Origin of the sequence: Pseudarthrobacter sp. BIM B-2242, assembly GCF_014764445.1 — a bacterium.
Lineage (GTDB): Bacteria > Actinomycetota > Actinomycetes > Actinomycetales > Micrococcaceae > Arthrobacter > Arthrobacter luteus_A.
This window is the reverse complement of the sequence record NZ_CP061722.1, coordinates 181,543-200,323: the sequence shown is the minus strand read 5'-3', so window position 1 is coordinate 200,323 and position 18,781 is coordinate 181,543. Positions and strand designations below refer to the sequence as shown.

At 64.3% G+C, this 18,781-nt stretch carries 25 protein-coding genes and 1 pseudogene; 9 read left to right on the top strand and 17 right to left on the bottom strand.

The window, feature by feature from the left end:
* Positions 1-27: 27 nt before the first annotated feature.
* From IDT60_RS21530 to IDT60_RS23615, 6 genes and pseudogenes are all read right to left on the bottom strand, one after another.
* The gene (locus IDT60_RS21530) at positions 28-885 is read right to left on the bottom strand and encodes a hypothetical protein (RefSeq protein ID WP_191082551.1); all 858 of its coding nucleotides are present in this window, start codon (positions 883-885) and stop codon (positions 28-30) included.
* Entirely contained in the window at positions 885-3,473 is a 2,589-nt protein-coding gene (locus IDT60_RS21525; RefSeq protein WP_191082550.1) for a DEAD/DEAH box helicase, read from the bottom strand. The genes IDT60_RS21530 and IDT60_RS21525 overlap by 1 nt, the downstream gene beginning before the upstream one ends.
* Positions 3,470-3,988, bottom strand: coding sequence for a hypothetical protein (locus tag IDT60_RS21520; RefSeq protein ID WP_191082549.1), 519 nt, complete (start codon positions 3,986-3,988; stop codon positions 3,470-3,472). Before IDT60_RS21520 ends, IDT60_RS21525 begins: the two co-directional genes overlap by 4 nt.
* Positions 3,989-3,990: 2 nt before the next feature.
* Positions 3,991-6,087 (bottom strand): site-specific DNA-methyltransferase, encoded by a 2,097-nt coding sequence (locus IDT60_RS21515; RefSeq protein WP_223884078.1) that lies wholly within the window; start codon positions 6,085-6,087, stop codon positions 3,991-3,993.
* An 84-nt stretch (positions 6,088-6,171) separates the two neighbouring features.
* Positions 6,172-6,780, bottom strand: a complete 609-nt coding sequence (locus IDT60_RS21510; protein WP_223884081.1) for an excalibur calcium-binding domain-containing protein — start codon at positions 6,778-6,780, stop codon at positions 6,172-6,174.
* 75 nt (positions 6,781-6,855) lie between these two features.
* Positions 6,856-7,002: pseudogene (locus IDT60_RS23615) on the bottom strand (DUF2510 domain-containing protein); the annotation flags it as partial.
* A 49-nt stretch (positions 7,003-7,051) separates the two neighbouring features.
* On the opposite strand from IDT60_RS23615, the gene IDT60_RS21505 reads away from it, so the two are divergent.
* The 5 genes from IDT60_RS21505 (at position 7,052) to IDT60_RS21485 (ending at position 8,766) form a co-directional block, all read left to right on the top strand.
* Positions 7,052-7,207 carry a hypothetical protein gene (locus tag IDT60_RS21505; RefSeq protein WP_191082546.1) on the top strand — a complete coding sequence of 52 codons (156 nt, stop codon included), beginning with the start codon at positions 7,052-7,054 and terminating at the stop codon, positions 7,205-7,207.
* 263 nt (positions 7,208-7,470) lie between these two features.
* Positions 7,471-7,677, top strand: a complete 207-nt coding sequence (locus IDT60_RS21500; RefSeq protein ID WP_191082545.1) for a hypothetical protein — start codon at positions 7,471-7,473, stop codon at positions 7,675-7,677.
* Positions 7,678-7,686: 9 nt separating this feature from the next.
* Positions 7,687-8,238 (top strand): hypothetical protein, encoded by a 552-nt coding sequence (locus tag IDT60_RS21495; protein ID WP_191082544.1) that lies wholly within the window; start codon positions 7,687-7,689, stop codon positions 8,236-8,238.
* Entirely contained in the window at positions 8,235-8,456 is a 222-nt protein-coding gene (locus tag IDT60_RS21490) for a hypothetical protein (RefSeq protein WP_191082598.1), read from the top strand. The genes IDT60_RS21495 and IDT60_RS21490 overlap by 4 nt, the downstream gene beginning before the upstream one ends.
* A gap of 106 nt (positions 8,457-8,562) precedes the next feature.
* Positions 8,563-8,766 carry a cold-shock protein gene (locus IDT60_RS21485; protein ID WP_191082543.1) on the top strand — a complete coding sequence of 68 codons (204 nt, stop codon included), beginning with the start codon at positions 8,563-8,565 and terminating at the stop codon, positions 8,764-8,766.
* Between the two features lie 75 nt (positions 8,767-8,841).
* Here the strand turns inward: IDT60_RS21485 and IDT60_RS21480 are convergent, their stop codons facing one another.
* Positions 8,842-10,533 carry a metal-dependent phosphohydrolase gene (locus IDT60_RS21480; protein WP_191082542.1) on the bottom strand — a complete coding sequence of 564 codons (1,692 nt, stop codon included), beginning with the start codon at positions 10,531-10,533 and terminating at the stop codon, positions 8,842-8,844.
* 114 nt (positions 10,534-10,647) lie between these two features.
* On the opposite strand from IDT60_RS21480, the gene IDT60_RS21475 reads away from it, so the two are divergent.
* From IDT60_RS21475 to IDT60_RS21465, 3 genes are read left to right on the top strand one after another with little or no spacing between them, the layout of a single operon-like run.
* Positions 10,648-11,076, top strand: a complete 429-nt coding sequence (locus IDT60_RS21475; protein WP_191082541.1) for a hypothetical protein — start codon at positions 10,648-10,650, stop codon at positions 11,074-11,076.
* Positions 11,073-11,456: a hypothetical protein gene (locus tag IDT60_RS21470; protein WP_191082540.1), complete on the top strand. Its 384-nt coding sequence runs from the start codon at positions 11,073-11,075 to the stop codon at positions 11,454-11,456. The genes IDT60_RS21475 and IDT60_RS21470 overlap by 4 nt, the downstream gene beginning before the upstream one ends.
* Positions 11,453-12,193, top strand: a complete 741-nt coding sequence (locus IDT60_RS21465; protein ID WP_191082539.1) for a hypothetical protein — start codon at positions 11,453-11,455, stop codon at positions 12,191-12,193. The genes IDT60_RS21470 and IDT60_RS21465 overlap by 4 nt, the downstream gene beginning before the upstream one ends.
* Before the next feature lie 63 nt (positions 12,194-12,256).
* Here the strand turns inward: IDT60_RS21465 and IDT60_RS21460 are convergent, their stop codons facing one another.
* The 10 genes from IDT60_RS21460 to IDT60_RS21415 form a co-directional block, all read right to left on the bottom strand.
* Positions 12,257-12,670 carry a hypothetical protein gene (locus IDT60_RS21460; RefSeq protein ID WP_191082538.1) on the bottom strand — a complete coding sequence of 138 codons (414 nt, stop codon included), beginning with the start codon at positions 12,668-12,670 and terminating at the stop codon, positions 12,257-12,259.
* Positions 12,671-12,998: 328 nt separating this feature from the next.
* Positions 12,999-14,306, bottom strand: coding sequence for a sigma-70 family RNA polymerase sigma factor (locus IDT60_RS21455; RefSeq protein ID WP_191082537.1), 1,308 nt, complete (start codon positions 14,304-14,306; stop codon positions 12,999-13,001).
* Positions 14,303-14,836: a dUTP diphosphatase gene (gene dut, locus IDT60_RS21450; protein ID WP_191082536.1), complete on the bottom strand. Its 534-nt coding sequence runs from the start codon at positions 14,834-14,836 to the stop codon at positions 14,303-14,305. Before dut ends, IDT60_RS21455 begins: the two co-directional genes overlap by 4 nt.
* A gap of 8 nt (positions 14,837-14,844) precedes the next feature.
* Entirely contained in the window at positions 14,845-15,003 is a 159-nt protein-coding gene (locus tag IDT60_RS21445; RefSeq protein WP_191082535.1) for a hypothetical protein, read from the bottom strand.
* Positions 15,004-15,049: 46 nt separating this feature from the next.
* Positions 15,050-15,511, bottom strand: coding sequence for a hypothetical protein (locus tag IDT60_RS21440; RefSeq protein ID WP_191082534.1), 462 nt, complete (start codon positions 15,509-15,511; stop codon positions 15,050-15,052).
* Complete coding sequence (locus tag IDT60_RS21435; RefSeq protein WP_191082533.1) at positions 15,508-15,843, bottom strand: hypothetical protein; 336 nt, start codon at positions 15,841-15,843, stop codon at positions 15,508-15,510. Before IDT60_RS21435 ends, IDT60_RS21440 begins: the two co-directional genes overlap by 4 nt.
* A 17-nt stretch (positions 15,844-15,860) precedes the next feature.
* Positions 15,861-16,184: a hypothetical protein gene (locus IDT60_RS21430; protein ID WP_191082532.1), complete on the bottom strand. Its 324-nt coding sequence runs from the start codon at positions 16,182-16,184 to the stop codon at positions 15,861-15,863.
* 2 nt (positions 16,185-16,186) lie between these two features.
* A complete protein-coding gene (locus IDT60_RS21425) occupies positions 16,187-16,399 on the bottom strand; it encodes a hypothetical protein (protein ID WP_191082531.1) in 213 nt (70 codons plus the stop codon).
* Positions 16,400-16,528: 129 nt separating this feature from the next.
* The gene (locus IDT60_RS21420; protein ID WP_191082530.1) at positions 16,529-17,257 is read right to left on the bottom strand and encodes a Bax inhibitor-1/YccA family protein; all 729 of its coding nucleotides are present in this window, start codon (positions 17,255-17,257) and stop codon (positions 16,529-16,531) included.
* A 96-nt stretch (positions 17,258-17,353) separates the two neighbouring features.
* On the bottom strand, positions 17,354-18,292 hold the full coding sequence (locus IDT60_RS21415; protein ID WP_191082529.1) for a hypothetical protein: 939 nt from the start codon (positions 18,290-18,292) through the stop codon (positions 17,354-17,356).
* 226 nt (positions 18,293-18,518) lie between these two features.
* Between IDT60_RS21415 and IDT60_RS21410 the strand changes: the two genes are divergently transcribed.
* Complete coding sequence (locus tag IDT60_RS21410; protein WP_223884077.1) at positions 18,519-18,749, top strand: hypothetical protein; 231 nt, start codon at positions 18,519-18,521, stop codon at positions 18,747-18,749.
* The last annotated feature ends 32 nt before the right edge of the window (positions 18,750-18,781 follow it).

Genomic DNA, 18,781 nt, shown 5'->3' with positions numbered 1-18,781 from the left:
CCGTGGTGCTGTCAGCAAGACGTTCGGCTACCGGATACTTGCGAACCAGACGTCGGGATCGGCTGCCATCAACTCGCCCAGGATGTCGTCCATGCACAGGGTTGCAATCGGGACTGCTCCTCTCTGCATAAAGAACTTGAATGACTCGCAGAGCGTGTTCGTGGCGGCGGAGGCAAGACTCAAAAGGCCCGCGGGGCCCACGTCCGTCATAGAGTAATTGACCCATACCCGACCGTGAGTAGCGGCGCTGGCCCCGCGCCACATCCTTTCCCACGAATCTGGATCTTCACCCATCATTACTGCGGCTTCCCGGACCAGCGCCTTGTACCCGAAACGAGGAACATGGCCGTACCTGGCGGTGAATTCACGCTTAACAACTGCGGGATCTGTCTCCCTTTCAATCTCGCCCTGGGCAGAGATTTCTTCGTTGAGGTCCACGAAGACAAGTTGCATGTGATTCTTGATCCGGTCAGCCGAGCTGTCGGGTTTGAGCAATAGGAGCGCTTGAGCTGCGCCTTCAAGCCCCGCTCGACACAGCATGAGAAGTGACCTTACATGTCGAATTTCACCCTCTTCAGACCGTGCAGGGAAACATGATTTTCCCTGCCTACGCAGATACTCCAGTTGGGGCTCCAACAGATCCTTCAGGGCCCCGAGATGGCCCACTGAGGCGCCCATGTACGCTCGCGCTGAGTCCGAAATTCTGTCGTACGCGTAACCCATCGCGTCCTCTTTGATTTCGTCTTCTTCGAGCTCACCCCCAACCTCGTCGAGGAAATCGAGCAAATCCACCATCGGCACAAGCATCTGGATTTTCTCCAGTACGTCGTACCCCGTCGCGAGCAGGCCAGGAGCCGGAGGCAAGGAGTCGGCCGTGGTTTCCATCAGTAAGTCCCGCCGTACTCTTCGAACAGCGCCGCGATGTCTTCCCCACCGGATGCAGCCGCGATCTTGTCCTCCAGAACGGTGTTTGCACGGCCCGTGAGCTCCAGGGACTTCAGGACGCCGGCCTTGTTCTTGATGACTGCGGCGACCCGGCGGAATTTACCGGGGTTCTGGCGGGCGAACCGAGATAGCGCGGCCCACTTGCCCGGGGTATCGCCCAGGCTGTGGTTGTGCGGGTCGACGATGTCCACGACGACCCTGCCGTCGACCTGGTAGAAGAACAGGAAGTCAGGGAACATGGACTTGTCCACTCCGCCTTCGACGTAGGAGACGGAGAGCCCACCGGCTCCGGCGGACGGGTTCCGGTACCAGCCGAGCAGGCCGGGCTGCGCCAGCTCCTTGGCAATGACGTCCCTTTCCCAGCCGGTGGCGGCCATCGGGAAGTCGCCCCGGGCGTCTGCGAACAGGTGCCGCTTGAACGTCTCCAGGTCTTCCAGCGTGGCCTTGCCCTTACCGTCGGTGACGACTTTCTGGGTACGGGTCTTCACGGCCTTGGGGAGGGTGAAGTCCTTTGCGATAGGCACCCCGTGAGGGTGCCAGACCTCGTCCAGGCTCACTCTCGAATCGACGGCCAGGCGCGACAGGGCAGGCTGGAAGTCGCGACGCCACGAGTCGATGAGCCGGCTCGCCGCCCCTTCCAGTTCCTTGATGACCTCCTCGTGGACTGACATGGCGGAGAGTCGCGCAACGGCTTCCTCATGGTCGCCGAGCAGCGCGTAGAGGGCGTTGTAGAGCCAGCTTCCGGAGGCATCCGGCATTCGGGCTTCTGCCTTCTTGTGAAGCTCCCGGATGTTGGTCGCTGAAGTGCGCACGGCCAGCGCGGTGGTGGTCATGGTCTGGCCGGTGTACTGGTCGTAGCCAACCCGGTCGTAGGTGACCTCTAGCAGGCCGGCGGCGTCCTCGTCGATGCCAGCCTGCAGTCGCAGGTAGGACGCCATGAGATTGGCTGACACCCAGTTCTCCACTTCCTGCGTCAGCGTCACCCCGGGGTTGTACGGGTTGCCAATCTTGAAGCCGTCCAGGCGCGTGCCGAGGGTGGCCAGGCGCGCAGTCTCGGAGGCAAAGGTCCTCTTGGGCTTGACCTCTTTCGGCAGGACGATCTCCCAGAGTTCGTCGGGGATGCCTGTAGTGCGGGCGAGCTCCACTGGGTTCACGGCAACCGGGACCTCGACGTCGGCGTCACCTACGAAGGCTGACACCACCTTGGCGACCTCGTCCTTGTCGTAGTGCGGCAGGTAGAGGGAGACCGAGTTGAGCTCATCCAGGCCCTCGGTATCGATCCGGCCGGCCACCGGGGTGCGGACCATGCGGCCGATGAGCTGCGCGATGGAGGTGTGCTCTTTGGCCGCGCGCAGCGACACCATAACTTCGGCGCGGGGGCAGTCCCAGCCGGTGGTCAGGGCAGCCTTGAACAGAACGACCCGGACGTGCTGGTTCTCCTCGATGTTTTGCGGCGCCATGTACGGGACCATGCGGCCATCGGGCAGGTCGATGTGCTTTTTCTCGCCGAAGGAGTGGACGATGACCGGGGCCTTGCCTGTCTCCTGCTTCAGCCCACTCCACTCTGCCGTCATGGAGGACACCAGGTTGCCCAGGGTCGCCTCGGAGACCTTGTCGGGAACCTGGACGACCAGCAGCGGCTTGACGGTGTGGATGCCGCCGGAGACTGCGCCTTCCTCCTCCCACAGCTTGGTGTAGGAAATGAGGTCGCGGACGGCTGCCCGCACGAGCGTGTCGTCAGTGGGCTGGTTGTCACTCGGGTGGTTCACGTTGATCAGGTCCTTGATCATGCCGGAGTCGCGGACCTTGGCGGTGTCCGCAGCGACCTTGAAGAGAGTGCGGTCAGCTGCGCCGTTCATGGCGTCCTCGAACTTCTTCGGCGTGGCCGAGATGCCGAGCATGACGCCGACCGGGACGTTCACGATGGTCTTCTTGTTGCCGGCGCCGTCCGGGAATTCGACCGGGCCGCCATCCAAGATAGTCCGCATGATCGTCTTCTTGTCTCCGGTCTTGAAATCCGAGCCGCGGTGGGCCTCGTCGACGATGAACAGGAAGTCCCGGTTGCGGCGCGCGACCGTGTTGCCGATCGTCTCCCACAGCGACCAGCGGCGGGAATCCCCCGTGGCAATGTGGGAGGTCGCGCCCTGGGCGAGCCGGCCGATGTTGATGAAGTGGATCTTGCCCGACTCCAGGACCTCGCGGTCGTAGGTGGAGTCGATCATCTCGATCTGCGAGGGCTGGATCAGCGAGGACGCCTTGAGGATCTTGTCGCGGGACTGCTCGTTTAGAGACGGGTCATCAGTCAGCCACAGCACCGTCAGGTTTTTGTTCGGAGACTGGATCCCGCCGCCGAACAGGAGCTTCTCCAGGATTGCGGTGGCGATGACGGTCTTGCCGGCTCCTGTGGGTGCTGTCAGGCCGACGGCGGACCGAGCCCCGTCATTGTCGAACATGGCCACAGCGGCGTTGAGCCGCTGGACGACGGTGTTAGTGACGTCATGCTGGTAGTCGGTGAGGGTGAATTTCACTTAGCGTCCTGTCCGGTAACGAGTGACATCAGGGGGTGGTGCCTCGTGGTGGCAATGTCCTCGATCAGGCCTTCGTGGAGCGTGAGGCCGTGGTGTGTCATTGCATGATGAATTTTCTGACCGATCTGGGAGAAGAACTCAGCGGCCCAGAGTTCGGGCATTTGCGTGCGGAACCAGCCGGCCGATGAGCGAATGGTTACCAGCACCCTCCGCTTCGGAGCATCTGGAGGGAGTGGAGTCCCCGCTACAACCTTGTTGACGGCTTCGGAGATTTGGGAGAGGTCGATCAGCTGACTCTGATCGCCTACCTCCAGTGGACCTCTGGCGATGCGCGGGCGATGTGGTTCACCTGGCATGCTGGCTACAGAACGCAGAGTGAAGATTGGGGAAAACGTCGGCTGGACGTCGTACTCGGACTCCCAGGGTGTGTACGAAAAGCCGATTTCGTCGACGTCCTCGAAATGGACGTCCGGCCCTCCGTTCATTCTCAAGACAACGCCGCTGGCGGAGGTCATGTTCAGTCCTTCCTGTTGACCTGGAACGCCTCCAGGTAGTTGCCGTAGATTCGTTCGACGGTGATTCCGCCGGGGAAGTGTGTTGCCGCTTCGTCGCCCTGGGCTTCTGAGTCCGTGACGATGAAGAGGTGGGAGATGGCGTGCTCGGTGGCTGCTAACTTCCCTGCGAGGGCCTGGGCCCTACCAGGCGTGAACAGGACTGCAGTGCGTCCCGACGCGGAGATCGCAAAGCCGTCCGCCTTGGCGCCAGCCGTAAGCTCGACGGTCCCGCCGATGCCGCCTGCCTTGAGCCAGAACAGTCCGGCCAGGTCGTTGAATGCACGGCCTGTGACGATCTCGGGTTCGTCCAGGTAGGTCAGCTCGAAGAACGCGATGTTCGCGTCCAGGCCGTCGCTGTACTTCGAACCGTCCTCACGGACACCGGTCACCACGGTTTCGAGGCGCGGCTTGGTCACGTGGTGGAAAACGCCCAGGGCCTCGTACTCGTCGTCACCCGGCTGGTGCCCGGCCTTACGGAGTTTCGTGTCGTCGGCTTTGGACAGTTCGTTGTTGGTGACGAGGATGGCTTGGCGGGACCCGCTGTCTTCGGCGTTCAAACGAATTACTGCTTCAGCGGTTGTCCCAGACCCGCCGAAGAAGTCCAGGATCACGGCGTCCGTGGGCGCCATCAAGCGAAACCAGCGCGACAGGACTAACTGGTCCTTCGGAAATGGAAAACGCTTGTCGCCCAGAATATTGAAGAGAGCCTTGGAGGCAGCGGTGCGGTCGGCATCGAATACCGACATCGCAACTTGCGAGTCGATTTCATCCAGGTAGCTCTTGCCTCGTGGGATCTTGCGTTCGTCGGGTCCGAACTGCACCCTTCCGGCGTCGATTTCCTCTTGCATGCGGGCCGGTGTCGTAAACCGCCAGCCACCTGTGGGAACCGAGACTGGCTTTTGGGTTATGGGATGGAGCACGTCAAATCGCGGACCGCCGCCACCAGGCCAACCCATGTCCTTATCTGCATTGAAGGGGCGGCCCGTTCCTTCTTCAAGCTGGTCGTAACGAGTGACCCCTGGCATGGCAACCTCGCGGGGCAGGGCCCGTAGCCACCTCTTGAACTTTACGGACGCCTCAGCGGCGTTGTGCCCAGCCTCTTCCCAGAGACGCTCCGCTTCATTGAGAACAAGGTCCAGCCCCTGCTTCGCCTCACGCCACCTGACGTCTCGTTCGACGAGTAGCTCACGGTTGCGGGCGTAGACCAGCATGTAGTCAGCACCATTGGAGATGAATCGGGAATCGTTCTTGCGGCCACCCTGCCAAACAATGTTTGAGATGAAGTTTCCCTCACCAAGTACGTCGTCAGCCAGAAGGCGCAAGCGGTGGTGCTCGTCGTCGCCGATTGCCATGATAAGTACACCGGTCGGCTTGAGCAACGTCTTGGCGATGGCGAGTCTTTTCTCCATGAAGGAGAGCCATTTGCTATGCCGGTAGCCATCCTTGGCGTCGACGTAGCGGTCGTTGTATTTCCAATCGGCGTTGCCGGTGTTGTAGGGCGGGTCGATGTAGATCAGGTCAACCTTGCCGGTGTGCGTGTACTGGAGGGCTTCGAGGGCGTGGTAGTTCTCGCCGTTGATGATCGTGTGGACGGGAGCTTCCGGAGCCCCGCGGCGGATCTCGGAGAGCTTCCGGAGCCCGGGGTACATGACGTCGCCGAATTCCTTAGCCACGGTCAGGTTGGCGATCGGGTGGATCGCTTCGTTGCCCTCGGCGTCCACGAGCAGGGCTGTCGATTCGTCTCGGTTCAGCCTGTGTACGCGGTAGAATTCCGAGTCCTTGTTGGGTTTGCCGTTTACCGTGCTGACCACAACCTTGGAGCCGCGCTTCACAGTGTGCTTCGGCAGGCGGATGCCCTCCGGGTGGTGGCGCTCGAAGACCAGTCCGAACTCGCGCTTCAGGCTGCCAATCTCGCGAGACAGGTTCTCGCGGAGTATCGGGTCGGAAATCTCTGCCAGGTACCGCTCCAGGCTGGACGTAGTCTCTGCCCGTGGAGGGGTAACTGTGACCGCTGCCGGTAGATGCCCGGCGCCTGCAGCCTCCGCAATGTTCAAGCTCATGCGACTGAACATGCGTAGGTTTTCCGTTGGCGGGTGCACCTAGATGACGGTGCGATCTAGACTCTGTGTGCTGAAGGGCCCGTCCTACTTTTTCTTCTCACAAGCCACGCCGTCACCGTCCGAATCCATCTTCGCCGTGTATCCCGGTTGTCCCCGCAGCAGAGGTGCCTTACCCGCGGCCCGAACCTCAGCGCAGTTCTCGTAGGTGACATTAACCGGCGCAGGGTCTGCCACAGGCGCAGGTGGGGCCGCTATTTCAGCAACTGGGGCGGGTTCGGCCGCGGGCGCAGGTGCAGGATCTTCAGGCGTCGGCGCCGCCACGGGAGACTCCGGCGCGGGAGATGAAGCGGGAGCTGGCACCGACGCTGCCTGGTCGGCGGTGACAGACGTTGCGGGATTCAACGATGAAAAGATGCTCACCGCGACTAGGTTGAGGACCAATGACCCGCCGACGACGATCAGGCCCAGTTTGCGCCCCTGCAGCATTGCCCAAGAGCGCCGGCCAGTGATGACCACATAGAGGCCCGTTAGGATTCCTGCGGTAGCTAGGAATATCAAGCCAGACCAGATGCCGCCGCTTGCAATGCCGCCAATAGCGAGGAGAGTCAATATTCCGCCGACGATGTAAGTCGAAGGACCGGGCTTCTTCTTGTGAGACTGCTCTGATGAAGCGGTGCTTTCTGCAGTGCTCAAGACAGCTAGAGGCTCCGATTGCTCCCGACCTACCTCCTGCGCTTGCGCGGGAGCGCTCGTCAGGGGCTGTTGTGGTCGAACTTGCGTATGGGTCGTCCACGTAGAACCATCCCACCAGCGCAGTGAACCGTTGTCGCTTGGGTCTGGATACCAGCCTGCAGGAGTACTCAAATGGTGTCCTCGTGTCGATGCGTAAGAGAAAGCCTTGCTGTTTCTGAACATGCGTAGATTTCGGCACGGCGCGCATGGAAAGAGCCGCACACAGGAGGGCGTGAAGAAGCGCAATGTGTCCCTGAATTCCTACCCTTGCGGCTCGATCGTGCTCGAGGTGACAACCACAGACGTACCGGACCTAGTGCCTGTGGCCATCCCCGCTGAACCGGTAGCCATCTCCTTTCCCGGGGATCGGGAGCTGGCCGCTGCTTAGCGGTGAGGGTTTCTGACGGGGCCGTACACATGAGGTTCGAAGCGGACGTTTACGTCATCGCCAGGTCCTTCCACTTGGGGTCTGGGGCAACGAAGCGAAGATCGGACCGGCCTGACTCCTTGGCTGCTATGGGCCGTTCTGCGGACGCTGTGGAGCTGAGAACTCGCCCACGAAAAGTAGGCCGGAGCGGATGCAACCCGCTCCGGCTTCTTTATGCCCTTTTCGTAGAGCCGGAAGTGGACCCTGCCGTACACATGGAGCCCATGAACCTTCTCGGCCACCGCTCCCCCGCCTTCCCGACCAGCGCCACCACCGCCCGCGTGCTCTCGCGCTCTGTCCTGGCCGACCGGGCAGCTAACGTCACCTGGCGCTCCATCTCCGAGAAGATGGCCATCACCCGGCTGGAAGCCATGAAACTCGGGTACAGCCTGGACGACGTCCTCACCGAGATCGCCGCGGCCCGGCGCTAAGGTGGAGCCGTGAATCCGTCGCCAAGCCCGTTCCCTGTCACCGTGGTGGCCCCGCCGCCGGAGTGGTGGCAGATCGTCGCCGCGCTCAGCCCCTTGGCGGTGCTCATCGGCGCGGTCGTGGCCGCGATCATCGGGTTCAGGCAGATCAAGCAGAAGCGCGAGGCGGACAACCGAGCCGAATGGTGGAAACGGACCCAGTGGGCCCTTGACGCCGTGTACTCCGGCGACGACAGGCGCGGCACCGTCGGACTGAAGGTCCTCACGGTCCTGGCTGAGAGCGAGCTGGCCGGCAAGGGCGAACTCGATGTCCTGGAGGCTGCCTGGGAGAACCCGCTAAGCGAGGCGGAGAAACAACAGACGGAAGCAGTTACCAATGCGCCTGAACTGGGTGGTCCCTTGCAGGATGAAGGCGTGGTCTTAGTTACGGCCAAAGGTGCTGGCCAAACTTTCTTCAGGGTCGGCGGCCAGGCAGTGGACGACGCAGGGGTGGACGGTGAGCCCGAGCCACGGGACAATGAAGAGAGCGACCGGCAAGATTCACCTGAAGGAGGAGCGCGATGAGCACAGCAACCCACCACGGGCGTCACGAGACTCAGCAAGTGTCCTCTGATGTCGAGCGCCCGCAGTCTGTCGACCATGACAGGCGGGCCATGCAGATCGCCGCAGCGCAGCTCCGGCTCGTCACCGACCGCCGCCTGGGCAAAACTACCCCGGACTGGGTCAAGCAGTTGGCGGACGAGAAGCCGCACTCCCGCACTGTCGTGCTTCCTAATCAATAGCCACCCTTCCTTGCTATGCCCTGCGCTGGCACATAGGCTCATGCCGTGAGCGGCCGGGACTATTCCGAACAGCGGAACTGACCGGCAGCCCGTGAAGGATGCAGTAATGGCAACAGGTACAGTCAAGTGGTTCAACGCCGAAAAGGGCTTCGGTTTCATCGCCCCCGACGACGGAAGCGCTGACGTGTTCGCACACTATTCGGCAATCGCATCGAGCGGCTACCGCTCACTGGATGAGGACCAGAAGGTCCAGTTCGACGTCACCCAGGGCCCCAAGGGTCCCCAGGCGGAGAACATCCAGCCGCTCTAAGCAGTAGTGCCCAAGGAGGCTGGCCGGCCGTTGTGGTCCGGCCAGCCTCCTGTCATGTCCGCCTGTTTTCTGACATCAGCCGGCGTCACCCTGCCGCGCGGCCCGCGCCCGTTCCTTCTCCGCCCTGGCCTGTGCCTTCTGCTCGGTCTGCTGGATTTTCATCGCCGCCAGACGGGCCCGCTGGAGCTTCTCCGCTTTCGCCTGGGCCTTCTGCCACCGGCGCTGTGCCTCAGTAAGCACCGCTTTCCGGTTGCCGGCCAGCCAGTCCCTGGCGCCGGCTTCGTCGGTGAAGACGCCGTCGTCCTGGGCCTCGACCGACTGGGCGATGATGTGGCCCCACAGCGGCCCGCGCTCGATCCCGGATTCGGCAAGGTGCGGACCCTTCAGGATCGGTTTGCCGACCCCCGACTCGCTGCCGAGCCGGTCGGCTTTCTCCAGCCAGATAGGCAGGTGGTTGAAACTGTGCCGGGCACCGTCGCCGCGGCCGGCTTTGTCTGCCTCAACCAGGCGTGACCATTCCTTCAGGCTCGGACCGCCGCCTGCGTGGTCCAGCCGGCGCAGCAGCCGCCGGACAGCGGTGTCGCTGACCTTCTCATCCCCGCCTGGGGTGTGGCACATGTGCTCCCGGATCAACGGCAGTACCTTCCTGACTTGGTCGTTCGGTGCGCCGATCTGTGCCAGGAATTGGCGCGCCGGTTCGACCCCGGTTTCGTGGTGGCCGCCGGAGACGATGGAGCCGTTGGTCTTGACGATGGTGGAGTGGGCCTTGCCGAAATCGTGGGTGATGGCGGCCAGGACCAGGATGGAGGTTTCGTCCTCACCCAGGCCGTCCCGCCGGGCGATTGCCGCTGCCTCGTCACCGGCCAGGCCGAGATGGACCTCGACCGAGCCTTCCGGGTGCCAGATCGGGTCCTGGGGAACGCCGCGGGTGGCGGCCAGATCCGGGAAGTGGTCCTCCCAGCCGGCCGCGTGCAGGGTCTGCAGCGCCTTGGAGATGTGGGTGCCCTTGGTGGTGAGCTTTCGGAACTCCTTCCAGATACCGTCCTTGTGCAGCGAGTGGAAGGATGGGGCAATCTCCCGGCACAGCTGAGCCGTCTCCGGATCCAGGTCGAAGCCAAAACGTCCCGAGAATTGGACCCCGCGGAACACCCTAATCGGGTCCTCTCCGAAACTCTCCGCGGAGGTGTGCCGCAGGACCCCGGCCTCCAGGTCGGCACGGCCGCCGAACGGGTCCACAAGCTCGCCCGTGGCGTCATCCCAGCCCATCGCGTTGATAGTGAAGTCCCGGCGGGCGAATGCCTCCTCGAACGGCATCTCCGGGTCGGTCTCCACGAGGAAGCCGCGGTGTCCTTCCCCGGTCTTGTTGTCCCGGCGAGGCAGGGTGACGTCGAAGTCCTGGCCTTTGATGCTGGTGTTCAGCACCCCGAAGTTCTGCCCGAACTCCTGGACGTTGCCCGGCAGGGCGGCCCGCAGCTGGTCCGCCGAGAGCCCGTACACCTCGATGTCGACGTCCTTGGACGCAACAGGCGCGCCCTGGGCCCGGGCAAGCAGTGAGTCACGGACGGCGCCGCCGACGATCAGCGGGCGGCCGCCGGCGGCCCGGATCGAGTCCAGGATCTCCTGCGCTTCCGGGGTCAGGTCGATCAACCCGGGAATCCTGTCGCCGGCCGGGTTCAGGGCGACACCGCCTTCGGCATGGGCGTAAGGGGCGTACTCGCCGCCGGAGGGGACGCCGCGCGGCTGGCGGGGCGGAAGCGTTGTGGTCATGCCTTCCTGTGTGCGGGCGATGGCCTGCTCCGCCGGGGAGCCCTGCCGGGGAGGGTGCCCGGCGTGTCCGTACACATGCGGAGTACTGGCACTACCCATCAACGAAAGAGCCCCATGAGCACTGCCCCTGACATTGCCCCCGAGGGCGTCACGTCCATCCTGTCCAAGCTGGCCCCGAGCGCCTTCGAGATGGCCCTGGACCTGTCCATGAGCGTCGGCTTCGAGAAGTTCGGTGAGCGCATCGACTTCGTCCTATCCAACGCCGACAATGAGCCGTCGCCCACCGCGTCGGACGAGTTCATGGCCCTGGTTGCCGAGCACCAGGACACCCTTGCTGAGCGCCTGCGCACAGCCCGCGACCTGTCCCGCATCAGCGGCACCGACGTCGGCGTCCCTCTCGAAGGCCTGTCCAGCAATCCGCTGTGGGCCACCTTCTCCCTGACGGCCGGCCCTTACATCCCTGATGAGGCCGACGAAGACGATGAAGACGATGAAGACGATCTCTTCGACACCGACGAGGACGACCAGGAGGCAGGCGAATGAGCGCACCGGCCAACTACACCGCAGTGAGCTGCAGCGGCAGGTTCCGGGAATGGACCCTGGTCCTGGCACCCACCCACGAGGACCGGGACCTGGCCAAGGGCCGCAAGTTTACGGCCGACTGCGCCATCATTCGGATCAGCGCCGAGAACGAGGACGCCCCGTACACGGGTGTGCACGTCGTCCTGACCGGCAACGGCCGAAAGAGGCGGCTCTCCCGTGAGTACCGCAACGACCACCGCAACCCTGACCTGAACATCAGCATCGCTCCTGCCTGGGTCCGTGACCTGGTCGTGGAGGTCACCGGCACCGAGGAGATCACCGGCACCGACGCCACAGCTGACGTGCCCGTTCCCGCCGCCGAGCTGCAGGAAGCCGCATGATTCGGAACAACGATGAGTACATGTTGGCCGACGGGTCCCCGCGGTACGGAATCCGGATCGGGAACGGACTGGTCGACGATGAGGAGGAGCCCACAGTAGAACCGGCTCCGGTGTCCACCGGGGACCTGGCCGAGCGCGCCGCCTCGTTCACAGCCCACCAGCTGTCCGTCGCCGGCGCCCTGCGCTTCACTGCCCGCAACAACACCGCCAGGGAGAAGGCTCTGCGGGACCTGCGGACCTCCCGCACGGCCGAGTATGCCGAAGCGGTCGCGGCGGTCACCGAGCAGCTCGAGTCACCGAAAGCCTGGCGGCAAGCCGCCGTACGGGCCGCCCGGAAGGCCGTTGCCGAAAGCGAACGCACCCGCGGCGTCGCCAGGACAACCCTCAACGCGATGCTGCTCCGGCTGGGGCTGTCCCTGCTGCCCATCGTGGCGGTGCCCGTGCTGCTCGCGGTGAACGTCGGGTTCTGGCAGGCCTTCCTGGTTGCCTTCGCCCTGTCCCTCGCCTGTGACCCTGTCCAGGCGCACGTCCGCCGGCGCACCCTCGGCCCGGACAACGCCGGAGTGAGCCTACCGGTCGTCAGCGTCCTGTGGGACGACGTCGCGGACGCCACGTTCATCAACATCCTCGAAGCCAAGGGCATCGCGGTCAACCCGTTCGACTACAAGGCAGCCACCGCCGGCTGGGTTCACCTGGCCAGGACAGCGGACTCCGTCGGGACGATCTCCGGCACCTAGCCAGGCTGGCATGAAGAAGCCCCGGGACGGCTGCCGTTCCGGGGCTTCTCTGCGTTTCTGGGGTCAGGCCTTGGCGGTGAGCGTGGCGTAAACCTGGCGGTCGACGCTGACCTCGTACTCGGTGCCGCGGATGATCACGGTGTCGCCGGGAGCGACGACGATGCGTTCGCGCTTCTCCTGCTTGTGGGCCGTCACGGCGAAACCGTTCTCGTTCATGAACGCCTGCGGGCCCTCGACCAGGGGGCCGCCGTTCTCCGCACGGTGGTAGTTCCCGGCTTCCCAGCCGCACACGGTGTAGGTGTTGTAGAGGTCCGTGCCGCGGTGCGTCTTGTAGAAGATGGCCAGCTCAGGGCCCGTGAAGTGGTCCTGACTGTAGATGGGCTGCGGGATGCTGGCGGCGGGGTGGCCCTCGTCCGAGTAGGTGTAACCCTCTTTGTCGTTGATGGTGATCAGGTCGTCCAAGTTCAGCGTGGCCATGATGGTGTCCCTCCGGGGTCGGTGTTCCCGGCCGGTCGCCGGTGAACCCCATGTGTGCGGTGGTTTCCGCTTCCCTCATCGCTGCTGCGCGCAATGCCGGCGGGCCGCACACAGGAAGGACAGACCGGAGCTTTCGCCGGACATGAAGAAACCCTGGAACATTGGAGGTTCCAGGGCTTCTCTATTTCCAGGCCGGCCATACCCGCGGTCGTATCGGGCCGGAATCTGGCGGTAGGGCTTGCTGAACAGCCTGGGAGCTCGGCTGCAGCGGTGCTGTGTGCCACACATTAGCAGCGGAACCGGACATTCTGGCAAGTCCCGGCCCGGGTCAGGCCGCGGCCCGCATCTCTTCCTGCTCCCAGGCGGCCAGTTTGCCCCGCCGCCAGGCCCGGTCGATGGCATCCAGCTCGGCGACCTTTTCCACCGTGATAGTGCCTTTGGCCAGGGCAGCGCGCTGGTTGTTCATCCAGGATCCGAGGTTGTGCCCGCCCTCAACGTGATTCACCGGGACCCGGCAGTGGCCGGTCCTGGCGATGAAGGAGCGCAGGGCGGCCAGGGCCCGCTCCCGCTGGGCCTGACGCTTGCTGACCGCCTGGCGTTGCTCCTTGCGGACCGGCAGGGACACGACCGGCGCCAGGGGCAGGTCCTCGTCATTGGCCGTCGGGAGGGCTCCCTCGGGCAGGTGGTCGCGGAGCCGGTTGGCGAACGGGGCGCTGCGCAGGGTGTCCAGCGCCTTGGACTCCAGCTGCCGGATACGTTCCCGTGTGACCCCGAACAGTTCGCCGATTTCCTGCAGAGTGTGCTCGGTCCCGTCGGTGAGGCCGAAGCGCATGGCCACGATGGTCGCCTGGCGTTCAGGCAGCATGTCCAGGACGTCGTGCAGGGCGGTGGTGGACATACCGGCGGTGGCGATCTCGAAGGGGCTGACCTCGTCGATGTCAGTGAGGGCCTCGGCCAGGGTTTCCACCCCGCCGTTGCCGTCCGGGAATTCGAGGGCCAGGGACCATGGGGTCGCTTTCCAGTCCCGCAGCTCGCAGATTTTGGCGACGGTGAAGCCGGTGTCGGCGGCGACCTCTTCCGTGGTGGCTGCCCGGCCGAGCTGTTCAAGGAGACGCTGTTCGCTGAGGTACACCTTGGCGCACATCTCGTGGACGTACACGGGCAGCCGGATGGTGCTGCCGATGTCGGCCAGGGACCGGCTGACTGCCTGGCGGATCCACCAGGTCGCGTAGGTGGAGAACTTGAAGCCCTGGGTGTGGTCGAACTTGCCGACCGCCCGGTGCAGCCCGATGGTGCCTTCCTGGATGAGGTCCAGCAGGTCCAGGCCGCGGCCGACGTAGCGCTTGGCGATGGAGACGACCAGGCGCAGGTTGGAGGTCATGAAGGTGTCCCGCGCTGCTTTGCCTTCGGCTGCGATCGTCTCCAGGTCAGCGTCCTGGGCGCCGCCGGCCAGCAGGTGTTCTGCGTACAGGCCTGCCTCGATGGCGGTGGCCAGTTCGGTTTCCTGGCCCGGTGTCAGCAGAGGGTACCGGGCGATGCTGTGCAGGTATGCCTTGAGGGGGTCCTGCAGCAGCGCACCGTGGAGTTCTTGGGGAGCCTCTGCCGCATCCCCCGGCACATCCTCTGCCATCGTCATGATCCGACCGTGAACCCGCCGGTGGAGCCGAAGCCGCCGAGGCCGCGGGTCGAGGAGGAAAGCTCATCGACGACCTGGAAGGCTGCCGTTTCGACGCGCTGGATGACCAGCTGCGCGATCCGGTCCCCGATGCCCAGTTCGATGGACTCGGTGGTGTCGGTGTTCAGCAGGCAAACCATCAGCTCGCCTCGGTATCCGGCGTCGATGGTGCCGGGCGAGTTTACGACCGTGAGGCCCTTCTTGGCGGCCAGGCCCGAGCGCGGGTGGATGAACGCTGCGAAGCCGAACGGCAGGGCGATGGAGACTCCGGTGCGGACGAGCTTACGCTGGCCCGGGTGCAGGATGACGTGCTCGGTGCTGCGCAGGTCTGCTCCGGCGTCCCCTGGCTGGGCGTAGTAGGGAGCCTCAATCCCGGCGGCGCGGGCCGCTTCGTTGAGGGTCACCTCAACGACCAGGCTGGAGGTGAAGGTCTCGTCGCTCCGGCCTGTGTCGGCGGCAGAAGCGAGCGTGTCGTGGGGGAAGGTCGTCATCGTGTCTTTCAGTGTGAGAGGGCGGAGCGGATCTCGCGGCGGACACCGCGCTTCTCCCGCTGCTTCGCTGAGTGCTTGGATTTGCGGCGGGCGTTCGGCGAGTTGTGACAGGCACAGCCGTCGTAGCTGAGGCCTCCCGTGGCGTGGGAGCGTCCGTTCTTGACCATGCCGGTCCTTTCCGTCCGGGCCCGTTGAACCGGGCCTTGTGGTCTTCTATGCGTTCTGGGTGGCGACGGCCGGTACCGTCTGCCCGCCCGCTGCTTGCTTGGCCGCTTCCGCGTCCAGGTGGAGCTGGTAGCACGCCTCCATCGACTGCTCGGTAGTCAGTTCGTCTCCGGCCTGCAGGGCACGGAGGTAGGCGAGGATGCGCTGCTTGGGGGTCTCCTGCGGGTAGCTCGGGTTCGTGCCGTCGTTGATCGGGTAGATCCGGTAGGTCGTGGACCAGAGGTCTTCGAACATGCCCCAGAGGGCGTTGGCGTGGTCATCGTCCGGTGCCATGTTGAACAGGTGTCCGAAGAAGCAGTTTTTGCTACCGTCCTTGGACCGGACGGTGTCCAGGTTCCAGGAATCCTCGGCAGTGGCCTCCATGTAGGCGATCACCGGGTCAAGGGTTTCCAGCTGGGCCGCGGCCCACTCCAGGGGCGCCGGGATGCAGCCAGCCGGGACCGACGTCATGCCGCCACCTGCTCCTGGACGACCTCGGGACGGTACTTGATCGGGTTGTTCTTCTCCCGCGCCGTGCCGCGCCGCCAGGCCATCCAGGTTTCCAGGGCTGAAACTGTTTCGCTCATGCGCGCCGGGTCCTCAGCCTTGGGCAGCTTGTCCTTCTCCTGCACCGTCTCATCGCTGGCGTTGTCCCTGTACCGGGCAGCGCTGATGCAGGAGTTGCATTTGCCGGAGTGGCCGGAAGCGACCGTGTTCGGTGCATCGGCGGCCTTGACGCCGCGGCGGCGCATCGAGCGGTTGCATTCGATGCAGATCAGGCCGGTGGGCTGGGTGGTGCTCACAACATTCACTTTCTGGATTATGCGGCCAGCGGGCCGGCATCGGTGGGGTGGTCGTCCGCCGTCAGGGGCGGGACAAGGTAGAGGTGGGGGCGGGATGGTGCGGTGAGTTCGGCTTCGAGCTCGAACAGGGTCTGACGGGGCGGCATCGAGGTGCCGGGTACTTCGACGTACTCGACGTTGACCGGTACCCAGTGCTTCAGCTGGACGTAGTGGTGCCAGCCCAGGCCCTGATAGATCCGGAGTTCGTGGCCGCAGCCGGTGCAGGCCCAGCGGTGGTTGGTCCACTTGCGGTGGCGCGAACGGGTGGTGTCGGTTTCGCAACCCGTGACCGCGACGGCCATGGCTAGATTTCCCCGGCGCGGCGGGCTTCGGCGGCTACGGTCAGGAAATTCCTGGCGGCCCGGCCGAAGGAGTCAATGGCGTGCCAGTCCCGGTTGGGGCAGCGGTCCTTCTGGATGCACTTCTGGTCGTGCAGGCGGACCGAGATGGCCAGGACAACAATGTCTGAGATGTCCACGGCGGGTGCCGCGGCGGGTGCTTCAAGGGTGATCGTCATGGTGAGCTCCTTGGGTGCAGGGGATGGGGTCCTGATGTACCTCATGTGTGCGGGCGTGGGGCGAAAACTCTCCGCACCCGGGAAGGGGCCCGGACCGTTCGCCGGCCGGGCCCCTTCCGCTGCGTTTCTTTAGTCGTCGCCGCGCAGGTAAGGCAGCAGGCGCAGGAACTCCAGGTAGAGCCAGACGATGGTGAGCATCAGGCCGAACGCGTTCCACCAGGCCTGCGCGGCCGGGGCGCCGTCCTTCACGTCATCCTCGATCTGGGTGAAATCGATGATGAAGCAGAACGCCGCCAGCAGGACAGCGAGCACCCCGACGACGACCCCGACGGGGATGGAGGTGCCGGGAATGTTCATCGAGTTGAGCCCGGACGGGGAGTTGATGACCCCGGTCGCCACCAGGATCAGGTTGACCACGCTGTAGACGAGGTAGCCGATCATGGCGACGAGGACCATCTTGACCATGGCCGGGGTGGCCCGGAAGCCGCCGAACTTGAAGGCGGCCAGGCAGGCGGCAAGGACGGCAAAGGTGGCGATGACGGCCTGGAGCACGATGCCCGGGTAGAGGTTCTCGAAGACCGCGGACAGACCACCGACGGCGAAGCCTTCAAACGTGCCGTAGGCCAGGGTCAGCGGCGCGGACGGCCTGCGCTTGAAGATGGCAATCATGCCGATGATGAAGGCGACGATGGCGCCGACGGCTGACAGTGCAGGGAACGCCCAGCCGACCATGGCGGCTGCAGACAGGACGCCCATCGTGAGCAGGGTTTTGACGATGACGTCGTCATACGTCATGGTGGCGCCGGAGTCCGGCACCGAAAGGAACTCAGCCTTCCGGTTGAATACGGGGTTACTCAAGGATCATCCTCGGGTTGGTGTAGTGCTGCCGGCCCGGCAGCGGGGCGGCGGTCATGTGTGCGGACACCGACGGATCAGTGCCCGCACACGGGCCGGTCAGTCCTCGTTGACGCTGTCGTAGTAGACCTCGATGGCCAGGTCCGGTTCGTTGAAGCCCTCCACCGCACGGCTGCCGATCGGGCCCTTGATGGGTGTCTTGCGTGCCGGGGAGCCCTCCAGGATCATCCGGGGGATGTCGTTCTCAAAGCGGCCCATGGCGGCCCCCAGATCATCGCTCCTGGACTTGGTCGTGTCGACCTCGACGATGAAGGAGTACGGGGAGTCGGACGCGGGCATGCTGAACCCTTCGCCTCGGACCTGGGCTGCATAGGCGTAGCCGAGAAGGCCGGCCATCTGCAGCTTCTCCTCCTCGCGCAGCGGCCGGTTGGCCTGGATGCGCATGGCGTAGGGCTCGTTCGGGTACACACCCTCGCGGCGGCGGTGGAACACGCGTCCGTCCGGGCAGGTGACCTTGTCGAAGACCTGGCCAGCGATCAGCCGCGGATCGTTCGCCGGGACGGGCACGGTCACGCCGTCGGCCTCCTCCGGGCGGAGGACGTGGAGCCGGGTTTCGCTGCCGGGGACGTCGAAGATGTCAGCCTCCGGAGCCTTGGCCGGGCCGGCGGCTGCGATGACGCGCCGCAGGGCCGCAGCCTCGTCTTCGTGCCCGAACAGGGCAAGGTGTCCCAGGCCTTCCTCGGCGGCGACTGCGTCGGTCAGGGTGTAGCCAACGGTCTCAAGATGTACCCGGTCGGCGACCGCGGTAATGTTTTCATCCCGGAAGTCCCGCGAAGCGTTCAGCTCAGCGGTGACCCGGGCGATTTCGCCGGCTGCCATGTGGCCGCTGAAACCGAACTCGCCGAGTCGGTAGCTGACGAAGTCATCGTTGGTGGTCGGGGCGCTGAGCGCAGGGACATTGTCGGAATGGCCGTAGGCGGTGAATTCTCCGCCGGCCGGAACGCCTCGGTCGACGCGGGCTTGTGTTGATGTGCTCATACCTGTTTTGTGTGCGGCGCGGCTGGAAATGCAAAGGTGTTTCCGTTTCAACACGCCGGAGGTGTTTCTGTTTCAATACCGGGGCACGGAAGTCGCCGGTGGTAGTTTCAGTTTCAGAGGAGCTGGAAAGCCCAGCATTTCACTCCTTCAGGGCCGCCAGGTAATTGGCCCGACCACTCTATTGAAGTAAAGGCAACCGGCGGTTGCTGTAGTTCAAAGGACAGGGATGATGGCTCCAACTACTCGTACAGGCAGGCGCTCCAAAGGCGACCGCAAATTTGTCGGATTCCGCATCGCTACTCCGAAAGCCGATGCAATGGAGGAAATTGCAAAAGCGGAGGGGTACCAGTACGTCAGCGACTGGCTGTCCGACGTGGTCGAAGAGCGCCTGGCCAATACCAGACTTCACGCAATCCATCAGCAGGAGGAGTTGCCGCTTGGCCGCTTAGCTTCTTAAAAAGTTGAAGGCCCGCACGAGGCGGGCCTTCG

Coding starts and splice junctions, on each gene's coding strand:
- IDT60_RS21530 (WP_191082551.1), bottom strand. CDS start 885: ATGGAAACCACGGCCGACTCCTTGCCTCCGGCTCCTGGCCTGCTCGCG.
- IDT60_RS21520 (WP_191082549.1), bottom strand. CDS start 3,988: ATGACCTCCGCCAGCGGCGTTGTCTTGAGAATGAACGGAGGGCCGGAC.
- IDT60_RS21515 (WP_223884078.1), bottom strand. CDS start 6,087: ATGAGCTTGAACATTGCGGAGGCTGCAGGCGCCGGGCATCTACCGGCA.
- IDT60_RS21500 (WP_191082545.1), top strand. CDS start 7,471: ATGAACCTTCTCGGCCACCGCTCCCCCGCCTTCCCGACCAGCGCCACC.
- IDT60_RS21490 (WP_191082598.1), top strand. CDS start 8,235: ATGAGCACAGCAACCCACCACGGGCGTCACGAGACTCAGCAAGTGTCC.
- IDT60_RS21485 (WP_191082543.1), top strand. CDS start 8,563: ATGGCAACAGGTACAGTCAAGTGGTTCAACGCCGAAAAGGGCTTCGGT.
- IDT60_RS21480 (WP_191082542.1), bottom strand. CDS start 10,533: ATGACCACAACGCTTCCGCCCCGCCAGCCGCGCGGCGTCCCCTCCGGC.
- IDT60_RS21475 (WP_191082541.1), top strand. CDS start 10,648: ATGAGCACTGCCCCTGACATTGCCCCCGAGGGCGTCACGTCCATCCTG.
- IDT60_RS21470 (WP_191082540.1), top strand. CDS start 11,073: ATGAGCGCACCGGCCAACTACACCGCAGTGAGCTGCAGCGGCAGGTTC.
- IDT60_RS21465 (WP_191082539.1), top strand. CDS start 11,453: ATGATTCGGAACAACGATGAGTACATGTTGGCCGACGGGTCCCCGCGG.
- IDT60_RS21460 (WP_191082538.1), bottom strand. CDS start 12,670: ATGGCCACGCTGAACTTGGACGACCTGATCACCATCAACGACAAAGAG.
- IDT60_RS21455 (WP_191082537.1), bottom strand. CDS start 14,306: ATGACGATGGCAGAGGATGTGCCGGGGGATGCGGCAGAGGCTCCCCAA.
- dut (WP_191082536.1), bottom strand. CDS start 14,836: ATGACGACCTTCCCCCACGACACGCTCGCTTCTGCCGCCGACACAGGC.
- IDT60_RS21445 (WP_191082535.1), bottom strand. CDS start 15,003: ATGGTCAAGAACGGACGCTCCCACGCCACGGGAGGCCTCAGCTACGAC.
- IDT60_RS21440 (WP_191082534.1), bottom strand. CDS start 15,511: ATGACGTCGGTCCCGGCTGGCTGCATCCCGGCGCCCCTGGAGTGGGCC.
- IDT60_RS21430 (WP_191082532.1), bottom strand. CDS start 16,184: ATGGCCGTCGCGGTCACGGGTTGCGAAACCGACACCACCCGTTCGCGC.
- IDT60_RS21425 (WP_191082531.1), bottom strand. CDS start 16,399: ATGACGATCACCCTTGAAGCACCCGCCGCGGCACCCGCCGTGGACATC.
- IDT60_RS21415 (WP_191082529.1), bottom strand. CDS start 18,292: ATGAGCACATCAACACAAGCCCGCGTCGACCGAGGCGTTCCGGCCGGC.
- IDT60_RS21410 (WP_223884077.1), top strand. CDS start 18,519: ATGATGGCTCCAACTACTCGTACAGGCAGGCGCTCCAAAGGCGACCGC.